General features: G+C 30.6%; 12 protein-coding genes. 11 read left to right on the top strand and 1 reads right to left on the bottom strand.

The features are described 5' to 3' along the window. The first annotated feature begins 3 nt into the window (after positions 1-3). The 8 genes from OLM52_RS08615 (at position 4) to OLM52_RS08580 (ending at position 8189) form a co-directional block, all read left to right on the top strand. The gene (locus OLM52_RS08615) at positions 4-969 is read left to right on the top strand and encodes a glycosyltransferase family 2 protein (RefSeq protein ID WP_264548133.1); all 966 of its coding nucleotides are present in this window, start codon (positions 4-6) and stop codon (positions 967-969) included. Beyond that, complete coding sequence (locus OLM52_RS08610; protein WP_264548132.1) at positions 966-1967, top strand: glycosyltransferase; 1002 nt, start codon at positions 966-968, stop codon at positions 1965-1967. Before OLM52_RS08615 ends, OLM52_RS08610 begins: the two co-directional genes overlap by 4 nt. Positions 1968-1988: 21 nt before the next feature. Further along, on the top strand, positions 1989-3095 hold the full coding sequence (locus tag OLM52_RS08605; protein ID WP_264548131.1) for an EpsG family protein: 1107 nt from the start codon (positions 1989-1991) through the stop codon (positions 3093-3095). Between the two features lie 46 nt (positions 3096-3141). Next, positions 3142-4338 (top strand): glycosyltransferase, encoded by a 1197-nt coding sequence (locus OLM52_RS08600; protein ID WP_264548130.1) that lies wholly within the window; start codon positions 3142-3144, stop codon positions 4336-4338. A gap of 23 nt (positions 4339-4361) precedes the next feature. After that, a complete protein-coding gene (locus tag OLM52_RS08595; protein WP_264548129.1) occupies positions 4362-5657 on the top strand; it encodes a hypothetical protein in 1296 nt (431 codons plus the stop codon). 140 nt (positions 5658-5797) lie between these two features. Continuing rightward, positions 5798-6970: a glycosyltransferase family 4 protein gene (locus OLM52_RS08590; protein WP_264548128.1), complete on the top strand. Its 1173-nt coding sequence runs from the start codon at positions 5798-5800 to the stop codon at positions 6968-6970. Positions 6971-6977: 7 nt separating this feature from the next. Then, a complete protein-coding gene (locus OLM52_RS08585; RefSeq protein ID WP_264548127.1) occupies positions 6978-7580 on the top strand; it encodes a sugar transferase in 603 nt (200 codons plus the stop codon). Beyond that, positions 7581-8189 carry an acetyltransferase gene (locus OLM52_RS08580; RefSeq protein WP_264548126.1) on the top strand — a complete coding sequence of 203 codons (609 nt, stop codon included), beginning with the start codon at positions 7581-7583 and terminating at the stop codon, positions 8187-8189. It begins immediately after the preceding gene. Between the two features lie 568 nt (positions 8190-8757). Here OLM52_RS08580 and OLM52_RS08575 read toward each other — a convergent pair. Beyond that, positions 8758-9507 carry a hypothetical protein gene (locus OLM52_RS08575; protein WP_264548125.1) on the bottom strand — a complete coding sequence of 250 codons (750 nt, stop codon included), beginning with the start codon at positions 9505-9507 and terminating at the stop codon, positions 8758-8760. 736 nt (positions 9508-10243) lie between these two features. Here OLM52_RS08575 and OLM52_RS08570 point away from each other — a divergent pair. From OLM52_RS08570 to OLM52_RS08560, 3 genes are all read left to right on the top strand, one after another. Then, positions 10244-10612: an endonuclease domain-containing protein gene (locus OLM52_RS08570; RefSeq protein WP_264548124.1), complete on the top strand. Its 369-nt coding sequence runs from the start codon at positions 10244-10246 to the stop codon at positions 10610-10612. A gap of 788 nt (positions 10613-11400) precedes the next feature. Continuing rightward, on the top strand, positions 11401-12441 hold the full coding sequence (locus OLM52_RS08565) for a hypothetical protein (protein WP_264548123.1): 1041 nt from the start codon (positions 11401-11403) through the stop codon (positions 12439-12441). Between the two features lie 92 nt (positions 12442-12533). Continuing rightward, positions 12534-12848, top strand: a complete 315-nt coding sequence (locus OLM52_RS08560) for a hypothetical protein (RefSeq protein WP_264548122.1) — start codon at positions 12534-12536, stop codon at positions 12846-12848. The last annotated feature ends 336 nt before the right edge of the window (positions 12849-13184 follow it).

Here is a 13184-nt window from a genome sequence, read left to right as displayed (position 1 = left end):
ATAATGATAAAAGTTTCAGTTATTATACCTGTATATAAAGTTGAGAAATACATAGATCGCACAATCAGTTCTTGCCAATCCCAAACTTTGATCGAAATTGAAATTATTGTTGTCAATGATGGTTCTCCCGATAATTCAAAAACTATTATTAACAAAAAAGCATTGGAAGATAATAGGATAATTGCTATTCACAAAGAAAATGGGGGTGTAACATCAGCCAGAAATACTGGGTTGGCAATAGCTAAAGGGAAATATGTTTTTTTTCTTGATGGAGATGATTATATTGAAGATGATGCTTTAGCAAAATTATTCAGCATAGCTGAACAAAACAAAGCAGATTATGTATTTGGAAATTTTATCATAGAGTATGAAAATTCTTTGCAGAATTACGAAATGGTATTTCCAAGTTTTACAGTAATAAATAATATCACATTTTTAAAATATTGCTTTGAAAACACTTTTTTTTATATAACGGGATGTTTAATAAATAAGGAAATTATGCAAAAATGCAAATTAGATATTCCTAATGATATTACATTTGGAGAAGATAATATTGCAATAACACAAATGGCGTGGAATATGCAATGTGCTGCCTATTACAATGGAATAGTACTTCATTATGTTCAGCGTAATGAATCGGTAACTAATAGTATTAACTTAAATAATGTAGCTCAACGTGCTAAAGCGTGTATGCTAACGGTTGATTATGCTGTAAAACAAAGATTTTATAATTCTATAAAGCCCGAAATTGATTATTTTATGTCTAAAGAGCAAGTCAGTTTCATTTTATATGGGTATTGGAGTGATGAACTCTCAAAATATTGTACACCATCGGTTTTATTACAACCAAAAATATGCCTAAAATTGGGAGCCAAAAGGGTTTTTATACTTTTAGGGATTTTCATATCCCCAACTTTTACATCAAAGGTTTATGATTTTTTAAGGATGATTAAGAGATTTAGACAATGAAAAAAATAACATATTTCTTTCGACCCCTAAGTCAGAATGTAAGTATTGAAAGAGTTTTTAACACAGTTTCTACAAATTTGCCTGAGGGATATTCATACGAATACGTAATTTTACCAAACTACTTAAGTGAAGTTAAAGGGTTTTTCAGTCTAATTAAGGCATTTTTTAAAGTTCGTGAATTTTGCAAAAAGAATGCAGGAGAAATAAATCATATTACGGGAGATATTCATTATTGTGCTATGTTTTTACCCTATTCTACAACAGTTTTAACTATTCATGATACCGTTTCACTTGAAAATCTTAAAGGTATAAAAAGAAGATTTATTTGGCTTTTTTGGTATTTTTTACCATTAATATCTGCCAAAAATATAACATGTATCTCTCCTTTTACAGCACGAAAACTAATTAAATTGTTTCCTTGGGCTAAGAGGAAAATTACTATTATTCCAAATCCTATTGGTTTAGAATTTAAATATAGCCCTAAATTATTCAATAAAAATAATCCAATTATTTTACACATTGGAACAAGAAGTAATAAAAATCTTGATCTTGTAATACAATCACTGAAAGGGCTTAAGTGTCATTTAAGAATAATAGGAAAGCTAACAAAATTACAATTAAATTTGTTGTTGAAAAATGATATAATTTATTCTAATGAGGAATTCATTTCAAATAATCAGGTAGTAAAGGAATATGAAAATTGTGACATTGTATCATTTCCTTCAATTTATGAAGGGTTTGGGCTACCTATTATAGAAGGACAAATGATAGGGAGAGTTGTTTTGACATCAAATATTTTTCCAATGGATGATGTGGCTGGCGAAGGAGCTTTTTTAGTGAATCCATCTAAATTAGAATCAATAAATGATGGATTTACAAGATTAATTTCTGATGATGTTTTAAGACAAATTATTTTGGAAAAAGCACAAAAAAATGTTGTCAAATATTTACCAGCAAAAGTAGTTAATCAATATTGTCAAATATATGATGCATTATAAAAACACTTTAATCTAAAAAAAATGGATTTTCACGTATTCACTACTTTTTCAATTATTATATTAGGGTTGTTTTTTTCAGTTCTTAAAAATGAAAACTCTCTACAAATAAGGAAGACCTATTTGTTAATTGTGTCTGTTATACTTATTCTAGAATCAGCTTTGAGAGGTATGTCCGTTGGAGATGATACATTGACGTATTTTGATTCATTCCAATCGGTAAAATATAGTTCGTGGGTTGAAGTTTTTCGTTATTTTACATTCTTTACCGATAATAGTTATGAAAATCGTAATCAGGGTTATGATTTATTTCAGAAGATATTTCAGCTTTTTTCCGACGATTTTAGAGTTTATCTTTTTTTTATCGCCATAGTTTTTTTTTCGTCTTTGTATTATTTTTTATTAAGAAACACTTTTAATTTGTACGAATTAATTCTAGCATTTTTAATTTATAGTGCCCTGTTTTATTATTTTTTTTCAATAACTGGGATCAAGCAGACTATTACAACATCAGTGGCTTTATTTAGCATTAGGTATATTAAAGAAAGGAAATTATTGCATTTTGTAATTCCTATAATCTTAGCATCTTTTATACATTTCTCTGTATTGGTGTTCTTGCCTTTTTACTTCTTTTCAGGGTTAAAAAAAATAAAATTGAATTTCCTGATAGCTTTATTATTATTCATGATTATTTTTATTTTTAAACAATATGTCGTGACATTTCTAATTACTGATACTGTTTATGAAATTTATTTATCAGATTTAGTAGGTCGTGGTACATTGGGTTTTACTTCATTTTTACTTTTGGTAGTTTTGCTTTCTTATTTTGTGGTTGATAAAATGGCTAAGGTTTATCCAAATTATATTCTTTATTATAATGGTGTTTTGATGGCATTGGTATTGGTGCCTTTAACATGGGTAAACTCTAATGCCATGAGAGTGGTTCAATATTATTCAATATTTTTAATTGTATTTGCACCAAAAATAATTGAGGTTGTATATCGTAAGAATATTCTTTTCAAAAGGATTGCCTATTTTATTTGTATTGTAATTTTACTTTCTTTTATTTTAAAAACACCAAGCTCATATAAGTTTTTTTGGGAAGAGAGTAGTATTTACAGAGATTTATAGTTTTGCTAAATCATACAGTACAAAATATTTAATTAATATAAATTTAATGAGAATACTTCAAATCAATGTTGTTTATAAAGTTGGTAGTACAGGTAAAATTGTTAACGAGATCCATAATCAATTACTAAAGTCAGGACAAGAATCATTCGTAATTTACGGTAGAGGGAAAACGACTTCAGAATCTAATGTTTATAAAACTTCTCCAAATTGGGAAGGCAAACTTCAAGCATTATATGGAAGGCTCACAGGAGATTTTTATGGAGGAGCATTCTATTCTACCTACAAATTAATAAACAAAATTAAAACTATAGCTCCTGAAGTTGTTCATTTACATCTTATGAATGGAAACTATATTAATAATTATAGATTACTTTCGTTTTTAGCCGAAAATAATTATAAGACTGTAATTACACTTCATGCCGAAATTACCTACACAGGTATTTGTGAACATGCTTTCGATTGTGAAAGGTGGAAAACAGGTTGCGGCAATTGCCCGCAAGTCCATAAAAAATACAAATCTTTATTTTTTGACAGGACAGCAATGGAATGGCAAAAAAAAGCAAAAGCTTTTGAAAGATTCAGTTCGTTAACAATAGTAAGTGTTTCAGCTTGGTTGGAAAACAGGGCAAAGCAATCTCCAATGTTTAAGAATCGTGATTTTTATGTGGTGGGAAATGGTGTTGATACGACCATATATAAACCCGTTAATACAGCTACTTTAAAGGAAAGACTTGGCCTAAAAAATGAAAAAGTAATATTACATGTAACCCCATCTTTTAAAAGCATTGTTAAAGGTGGAGAACATGTAGTTGAACTTGCCAAAAGATTTCAAAAAGAAAATGTAATAATTATTATTGTGGGGTATGATGGTTTTAAAGAAAAATTACCCTCAAATATTATACCCATTAGTCATACTACTTCGCAAGAAGAATTAGCTGAATTTTATTCTTTGGCAAATATTACTTTATTGACTAGTAAATTAGAAACTTTTTCAATGGTTTGTGCAGAATCACTTTCTTGTGGCACACCAGTAGTTGGTTTTAAAGCCGGTGCTCCAGAGCAAATTGCAATAGCAGCGTATAGTGAATTTGTAACTAACGGAAACATAGATGCTTTGGAACAATCTGTTAGGACTTGGCTGGCTAAAGATATTGATTGTTATGATGTAATTCAACGGGTTAATAATAAATATTCAATATTAAATATGATTAAAGGCTATAAAAAAATTTATGAAAAAATATGAATAATTTGTTTGAATCCTAATATATGAAAATGAATGCAGAAAATTTACCCAAATTATTAGTGATCACGGTAAATGCTTGGTCGGATAAAATAGCATCAGGAAATACAATTTCTAATCATCTTGGCGGTTGGGATAAGTCAAAATTGTCTAATCTTTATTTAAGAAATGAAAAAATAGATAACGATTGTTGTGATACCTATTTTAAGATAGATGAAAAGGATATTTTGACATCATTTTTCTTTAAAAAAGATTTGGGTGTTCAAATTGAAAAAAAAACAGAAGTTAAAGAACAATCAATTCAAAAAAAAATAAGAAAGTCAAAAATAAAGAATCACCTAATAAGGATTAGACCAACAATAATTTTGCTCTTAAGAGAAATATATTGGAAGATAGGCTTCCAAAAAAAAAGAAAATTGAATGATTTTTTAAGAACAAATGCCCCCGATTTAATTCATGTTCATTGTTCTAGTTTGCTTTATGCGCACAGAATATTGCATTATTGTCATAAGATCACAAATGCAAAAGTCGTCGTGTTCTATGGTGATGAGAACTATAGTTATAAAAGTTATTGGCCCTTAAGTCTTTTATATCAGTTTTTTTTAAGATATTGGATTAGAAAAACAATCTCAATTTCTAGTATTAATTATGCTGCTACTCCAGAATTAAGTGATTATTATTCAATAATTTCAGGTAAAAAATTCAAAGTATTACACAAAGGAATTTCTGTTTTAAATCCTGCTCCTAAAAAATATTTAAAACCAATAAAAATAGTATATGCAGGAAATTTACTTTACGGAAGGTGGAAAACTTTGTCTTTAATTTCAAAAGCAATTAGTGAAGTTTCTAAAAATGAAAATGAGTTTGAATTGGAAATCTATACAGGAACTCCGCTTTCAAAAAAAATGCGAAGTAATCTTAACACAAAAAACTCAGTCGTTTTTGATGCTGTCTCGTTCAATGAAGTTAAAAATATTTTAGGTACCGCTGATCTTGTTCTACATGTCGAAGCATTTGAAAAAAAAAATATTCAAACGACAAAGTATTCATTTTCAACAAAAATTACCGATTGTATTCAAAGTGGTAATTGTATTATGGCAGTTGGTCCAAGTGAACTAGCATCAATAAATTTTCTAAAAATATCAAAAGGGGCAATAGTCGCTAACAGTTATGAAGATATAGTAGGTCAATTAAAAAAAATTAGTTCAGATTATGAAATAATTAATGAATATAGAGTTAAAATGTTTGATCATTGTAAAGATATGTTTGATTTAGAATTAATTAGAAACAGATTTTATAATGATATTATTGAATTAAGTTAAACAATTAAAAGTTTTCAGATACATTCTATGCACCATAATACTCATTTGAAAAAGTTATTAAATAATCAGATTAGTTTTTGTTTTATCAATATGATTATATAAGTATTAAAACTTTGTTTCATAAATTGAAATTTTACTGAATGCAAAACAAACTCATCCGCATCACCACCGTCCCAATTTCGTTGGAAAAACTTTTGGAAAACCAATTGCGTTTTATGAAATCGCATTATGAAGTGACGGCTATTTCCTCAGACAAATCCTATTTAGAGCGAGTGGGACAACTGCAAGAGGTTCCAGTATTTCACGTTGAAATGACAAGACAAATTACGCCTATTAAAGATTTAATTTCAGTTTTAAAATTATATCGTTTTTTTAAAAAACAAAAGCCTTTTATAGTACACACTCATACACCAAAAGCAGGAACGGTTGGTATGATTGCAGCCAAGTTAGCAGGTGTTCCAAATAGATTGCATACTATTGCAGGATTACCACTATTAGAAACTACTGGAAACAAACGCAGATTATTAAATTTTGTAGAAAAAGTAACCTACAGTTGTGCTACTAAGATATACCCTAATTCTTTTGGTTTAAATGAGATTATTATCCGAGAAAAATTTTGCAATACTGAAAAACTAAAAGTTTTAGGAAATGGAAGTACCAATGGTATCGATACCTCTTTTTTTAGTGCCGAAATATATTCGCTAAGTGAACGTACCATATTGAAAGAAAAATTAGAGATTCTTCCAGAGCATTTTGTATTTATTTTTGTTGGGAGGCTAGTTTCAGACAAAGGTATAAATGAATTAATTACAGCATTTAAAAAATTTACTGCATTATTTGCTAATACAAAATTATTACTTGTAGGGCCTTTAGAAACTGAATTAGACCCATTAGCAACTCAAACGTTAGAAGAGATTGAACACAATAAATCAATTATAAGTGTTGGTTATCAAAATGACGTTCGCCCTTATTTCGCTATTAGTGATTGTTTGGTTTTTCCAAGTTATCGGGAAGGTTTTCCAAATGTGGTACTACAAGCTGGTGCTATGGAATTGCCTAGTATTGTTACAGATATTAATGGGTGTAATGAGATAATAATACAAAGTGAAAACGGCACCATTATCCCTGTGAAAAATGTTGAGGCAATTGTTGAGGCTATGAAAAAAATGTATACTGACCATGACTTTTATAAGCAACTAAAACAAAATGCTAGATCTATGATTCAATCTCGTTATGAGCAGTCTGTTGTGTGGCAGGCATTGTTAGCAGAATACAATTCTTTGATAACACAAAATAAAAAAACAAAAGGTTAAAAATACGATGTACAAAAATTATCTTAAACGCCTCTTCGATTTTATAGTAGCATTAGTAGGTTTGATGCTGCTAAGTCCGTTATTTATTCTAGTTATTGTAGGTTTATTTTTTGCCAATCAAGGAAAGCCTTTCTTTTTGCAACCAAGACCAGGTAAAAACGGTACCATCTTCACTATCATAAAGTTCAAAACCATGAACGATAAAAAAGATACCGCTGGTAATTTATTGTCGGATGCGGAGCGTTTAACTAAAATAGGGGCATTGGTGCGTAAAACTTCTTTAGATGAAATCCCGCAATTGTTTAATGTTTTGAAAGGGGATATGAGTATAATTGGCCCTAGGCCTTTGTTAGTGGAATATTTATCGTTATACAATGAAACCCAAAAAAGAAGACACCACGTAAAGCCAGGCATAACAGGTTGGGCACAGATAAATGGTAGAAATGCCATTTCTTGGGAAGATAAGTTTACATTAGATGTCTACTATGTGGAAAACCAAAGTTTCTTATTGGATTTAAAAATTATATTTTTAACGATTAAAAAAGTGTTTGTTTCAGAAGGAATCAGTCAAACTGGACAAGCAACAACCACAAAATTTGAAGGAAATTAAATGAGAAAGATTAATCTTTTTGGTGCAAGCGGACACGCTAAAGTCATCATCGATATCATTGAGTGCAATGGTTTTGAGGTGGGGTATATATTTGATGATAATACCAAAGTGGAAAATTTTATGGGTAGAAAAGTCCATTCGGTTTACAATCTTGAACTTTTAAATGCTAATCCCATCATCATAAGCATAGGCGACAATAAAGTAAGGAAAGCGATTCATGACAAGTTTAAATTGAATTTAGCGCCTCCCTTAGTGCATCCTAGTGCTATAATTTCTCCAAGTGCATCCATAGGTAATGGAACAGTTATTATGCCGAATGCAGTTGTAAACGCAGCGGTCAGTATTGGTAAAAACTGCATCATAAATACAGCTGCTGTTGTAGAACACGATTGTGTAGTACATGATTATGTGCATATTTCACCAAAAGCTTCTCTAGCAGGAGGCGTTGAAATTAAAGAAGGCACTCATGTAGGTATTAATGCTACTATTATACAGTCTGTTTGTATTGGTTTGTGGTCAACAATAGGAGCGGGTGCGGTAGTTACACAAGATATCCCAAATCATTGTACCGCTGTCGGTATTCCGGCTAAATCCATTAAATTTCATTAAACTTTTAATTCACATGATAAAATGTATCCGCCTTGTGCGGATTTTTTTTGTCATTCTTTTCGATGTAAAGTTTTTGAAATATAAAAATGTATCGAGAACTCTAGCAACGTTTTATTTTCAATAGTTCTCGATACATTTTTCACAAAATAGCTAAGGCAATTTTATAAAAAAACACTCGAAGTGACGGTGGTGGATTTTTACTTTGTACTTTTTACTTTGTACAACCCTATCGTCAATTCGAGTGATTTTATAAAGAAAAAATGCTAATTTTTGAACTATAAAATTGTATCGAGAACTCTAGCAACGTTTTATTTTCAATAGTTCTCGATACAATTTTCACAAAATAGCTAAGGCAATTTTATAAAAAATACTCGAAGTGACGATAGTGGAATTATATAGTTTTATACCACTTAATTTCCCATTGACTCATTGATTTATTGGCTCATTGACACATTAACTCAGTATTGGTAAAGGTTTTCAAAACTGCTATTCAAAAAAAGTCCGTACCTAACGATACGGACTTCTAAAACTAATCTGTTCTCTATTGGAGAGCCTTTAAGTGAAAAGTTTAAACCACCTCCATCAAATACAACACATTATGCGAGTTGTTTTTTAAGGGGTACTGCAATCCATTCATTTCTTGAAAAAACTCAATCAAGAAATAGAAAAAAGTACTGCCAGTGCCTCCAGGCATCCCCGTTGGAGTGAGTGTCAAATCTACAGAGCCATCTACTAAAGCAAAATTTTCTTTTGGACTGTAAGTAGTACCATAATTATCCAATTGGAAGTCCACATTGGAAACAGCAACACTTAAACTAGCATGAGTAGCGCCTTGAGGAATACTCAAATTAGTGGCGGGATTAAAACCTAAAATACTTACAACACCAGTAGCGGTATCTAATGTATATTGGGCTCTGAAAACAGAATTAAAAGGCGAATTCAAATTAAAATCAAAACCACGGAGCGATTGTTTCGCTTCAGGGTTAACAATTCCAATCCATACTTTGCGCGCTCCTCGTGGCGAGTCAAGATCTAAATTCTTAACTCTACTCATCGCTTGCGACATTCGACTACTTACGCGATAATCCTTAGCTAGTGACAATAAATTAGCGACCGATTTTCGAATCAATTGTCCCATTTTTGCATTGTGGGCAAATTCAGTACCATTCTCACGGGTACGTTGAAAAGCAGGGTCGTTTTTAATGCGACTTTTGTCAATACCACCCTTTTTTCGAATCATCATACCATCTTTCGATTTGTAAAATGACATGCCCTGTAAAGTTCCTTTAATCTCAAAAATTCCATCAAATTTTGCCATGACTACTTGTTTTTAGTTAAAATTAATACATTGAAGTTGTTACTTCTTTTTGATCCTCTTGCTGCGGAACGCGATTTCTGAAACCCCGTTTCCATTCTAAAATATAAGTTCATTATAAAAATTTTTTTGTGTCGAAATCAAAACCGTTGGCCATCCAATTTTGCCTTTCAACACCCCAAAACTAAAGCATAAAAAAGCACCTCAAAAAAAAGGGTATAAATAGTGTAAGGTATTGTATTGCAATACTTTAAAATAAAAAATAATGCTGTAGAACCAAGAAAAATAGAGTAGAGTGTAAAAATTACAGTAGAGTGTAGAAAATAGCACCTGAAAACCCAAAAAGCAATAGTTCTATAGCAGGATTGTCCCCTCGAACACTTGTTCCAACCCTTCGGAAGGACTTGAGGGGTGTAGCTAATTTCAACTGAAACATAAAACAACAAATACTTCAACCGCAGGATTGTCCCCTTGAGTGCCTGTTCCGACACTTCGGAAGGACTTGAGGGGTGTAGCTAATTTCAACTGAAACATAAAACAACAAATACTTCAATCGCAGGACTGTCCCCTTGAGTGCCTGTTCCGACACTTCGGAAGGACTTTAGAGGTGTAAAGAAGTCCAACTGGAAAACTTAAAAATATAAAATTCAATCGCAGGATTGTCCCCTTGAGGGGACTTTAGGGGTGTTAGGGAGTTTCTTGAATAAATATAATATATTTGTATAGCTACTTTTTAAAAATGAAAAACAAAATCATTCCCTATAATCCAAAACTAAAAGAATACGCTAGAGAACTTCGAAAAAACAGCACACTAAGCGAAGTCTTATTATGGAAAAACATTAAAAATAAAGCGCTAGGCGTTCAATTTCACAGGCAAGTACCAATGTTAGAGTACATCGTAGATTTTTATTGTCATGAATTAATGTTAGCCATTGAAATCGATGGGGACAGTCATTTATTCAAGTATGACTATGATAATAAGCGTCAAGGTGAATTAGAAGAAGAAGGTGTTGTTTTTTTACGATTTACAGATTTAGAAATAAAACACAATATGTTTTCGGTTGGTATGACATTAGAACAAGTTGTTCAAGAATTGATTGATAAATAAAAGAATCGGTAACACCCCTAAAGTCCCCTCAAGGGGACAATTCCTAGCTTCACCATTTATTTATTAGTAGTATAATCATAATTCGAAATTATCGTCTTTAAAATTATTAAAAGTCAATAGTCTTTATAACGATTGTCCCCTCAAGCGCCTGTTCCGACCCTTCGGAAGTATTTTAGGAGTGAAATTTATGCTCAACTGAAACTCATATAAATCAAAGTACCTTAGAAGTACTGTCCTCTTGAGTGCCTGTTCCGACACTTCGGAAGGACTTTAGAGGTGTAAAGAAGTCCAACTGGAAAACTTAAAAATATAAAATTCAATCGTAGGATTGTCCCCTTGAGGGGACTTTAGGGGTGTAAAATTCTTCAACTGAAATCTTAAAAAACAACAATTCTATAGCAGGATTGTCCCCTTGAGTGCCTGTTACTTCACTTCGGAAGGTCTTCAGGGGTGTAGCTAATTTCAACTGAAAACAATTAAACAAAGACTCCCCACACAGTTGGTCATACTGTCGCCTCTCTCGTACAAACGATGTTCTCATAATAAAAGATATTGTCAAACGAATAGAAACCCCTTCACAACATCTTTGAGGATACTTACGGGATACTTAGGGGATAAGTACGGGATAAGTACGGGATACTTATGGTATATCATAAATAAACTAGATAATAAAAACTAAATTTATTGATCAACAATTTTGTTGAAAACTTACTTTAATTTTAAACCAGTTATCTTTGTTTAGATAGCATTTTCAGATAATTTTGCGTCAAATAATTATATGTAAAACGATGATTACTAGTAAAAAAGAAAAAAGCTCCAATCCAAAAGATGAAATTCCATTTGATTTAATTTCAATTAGAATGTCTGATCTAATGAAATCTTTATCCAGTATTGTTCAAGAGGTTATAATTGCAGAAACTAAAAAAGTAAAAATAAAAACAGGTACAATAGGTATTGGTCATTTCACAGCTGAAATTCAAGAAATTCAAAATACCTGCAAAAACCATCTAAAAAAAGCACCATTAAATTTAGAATCATACCTAAGTTCTTTAAATACAAGAGCACAAGATTTGAATGACATGCTCTTTAAAATAAAGACCTATCCAATTAAAAGTATTACCAATCAACTAAAAAAAGAAGCAGAAGAACAAGGAATAGAAAACACTAAAATTAAAACGTTCGTAAATGAGTTAACTAGTTCATTAGTGAATCTTGTGTTACAATACACAATTGAATTTGAAGAATATGTAATAGATCAACTTTGTGAAAAAGAAATGAACAGAATAGGAATGGATTTTTTTACCGATAATATTGCACTTAAACTTATTAATCAGCATAAATACGAAAAATACATAACATTGTTGTATAAAGGAATCAAGGCTTTTTATTATGATTTTAAAGCATTTGCAAATACAGATTCACTTTATTTCCAATTAATTGAAACCTTCTTCAAGAAATTGATTCTTAAAATAGAAAAATTAGTATGCAGTAACGATTCTGAAATTACTACAATTACAAAACAAAAAACAAAAAATAATACGACCACTTTTCCAACGCACATATTTAAAGATTATAGTGCTTATGAGTTATTTCAAAAACTAGTATCACATGCAAAGAACCAAGAAGAAATTGGATTTTATTTCCGCCAAATGAGTGAAAAAGAAATCCCTAGATTAATTATTGCAAAAGAAACAACATTTAGAACTTGGTTTAATGAAGAATCAGGTAATAAAATAGAACTCAAGAATCCAATTAAAACATATGATAGAATTAAAGGACAAACTCAAAAGTATAATTTTTACAAATTAATAAAAGAAAAGAGTATCTAAAAAACTACAAATTTGTAGTGTAATAACTATAAAAAAGTAATGCATATTCATATAAGCCATAAATAATTTTGCTTCAAATAAAAGTATAAGAAATGAGACAAGTTATAAAAGCCATAGACATCCAAGTTTATTTTGGAAAAAAAGAAAGCATGAGCTTCAAAATGATAAGATCCATTAGAAAAGAATTAGGTAAAAAACACTACCAGCCGATAACAATTGAAGATTTTTGTGACTATTATGGTGTAAGCAAAGAATCTATTGTTTCCATTATTTTAGAAAATGAGACAAAAAAAAATAAAGACAAGAATGAACAATCAGATAAGTCTAAAGTTTTAGTTGTTTCAGATATGCAATGTAAAGAAAAACCCATCTCCTCAGGGTATTCTTTTAGCGCACCTACACATTAGAAATGAAATTTGCTATATTTGAAAATCTTTATTCTTTAAGTAAAATATGCTATTCAAACAAAACCGTATAGGTAGAAACGGTGAGCCCTTTGTAATTTACAAAACAAAAACAATCCCTATAAAACCTTAGTTTTTGAACTATAAAACTGTATCGAGAACTATAGCAACGATATATTTTCAGTAGTTCTCAATACATTTTTCACAAAATAGCTACTGCAACTTTATAAAAAATACAGAAGTGACGGTGTTGGAATTTTACTTTGCACAACCCTGTCGTCATTTCGAGTGATTTTATAAAGAAAAAATGCTAATTTTTGCTTTGTAAAATTGTATCGA

The organism is Flavobacterium sp. N2820 (assembly GCF_025947285.1).
In the GTDB taxonomy this organism is placed as follows: domain Bacteria; phylum Bacteroidota; class Bacteroidia; order Flavobacteriales; family Flavobacteriaceae; genus Flavobacterium.
The sequence above is the reverse complement of the archived record's forward strand: the minus strand, read 5'-3'. Positions and strand labels throughout refer to the sequence as shown.

What these genes read in the sequence shown, in the direction of transcription:
- OLM52_RS08570 (WP_264548124.1), top strand. Translation starts at nt 10,244, where the DNA reads ATGAAAAACAAAATCATTCCCTATAATCCAAAACTAAAAGAATACGCT.
- OLM52_RS08615 (WP_264548133.1), top strand. Translation starts at nt 4, where the DNA reads ATGATAAAAGTTTCAGTTATTATACCTGTATATAAAGTTGAGAAATAC.
- OLM52_RS08610 (WP_264548132.1), top strand. Translation starts at nt 966, where the DNA reads ATGAAAAAAATAACATATTTCTTTCGACCCCTAAGTCAGAATGTAAGT.
- OLM52_RS08580 (WP_264548126.1), top strand. Translation starts at nt 7,581, where the DNA reads ATGAGAAAGATTAATCTTTTTGGTGCAAGCGGACACGCTAAAGTCATC.
- OLM52_RS08560 (WP_264548122.1), top strand. Translation starts at nt 12,534, where the DNA reads ATGAGACAAGTTATAAAAGCCATAGACATCCAAGTTTATTTTGGAAAA.
- OLM52_RS08585 (WP_264548127.1), top strand. Translation starts at nt 6,978, where the DNA reads ATGTACAAAAATTATCTTAAACGCCTCTTCGATTTTATAGTAGCATTA.
- OLM52_RS08600 (WP_264548130.1), top strand. Translation starts at nt 3,142, where the DNA reads ATGAGAATACTTCAAATCAATGTTGTTTATAAAGTTGGTAGTACAGGT.
- OLM52_RS08575 (WP_264548125.1), bottom strand. Translation starts at nt 9,507, where the DNA reads ATGGCAAAATTTGATGGAATTTTTGAGATTAAAGGAACTTTACAGGGC.
- OLM52_RS08605 (WP_264548131.1), top strand. Translation starts at nt 1,989, where the DNA reads ATGGATTTTCACGTATTCACTACTTTTTCAATTATTATATTAGGGTTG.
- OLM52_RS08565 (WP_264548123.1), top strand. Translation starts at nt 11,401, where the DNA reads ATGATTACTAGTAAAAAAGAAAAAAGCTCCAATCCAAAAGATGAAATT.
- OLM52_RS08590 (WP_264548128.1), top strand. Translation starts at nt 5,798, where the DNA reads ATGCAAAACAAACTCATCCGCATCACCACCGTCCCAATTTCGTTGGAA.
- OLM52_RS08595 (WP_264548129.1), top strand. Translation starts at nt 4,362, where the DNA reads ATGAAAATGAATGCAGAAAATTTACCCAAATTATTAGTGATCACGGTA.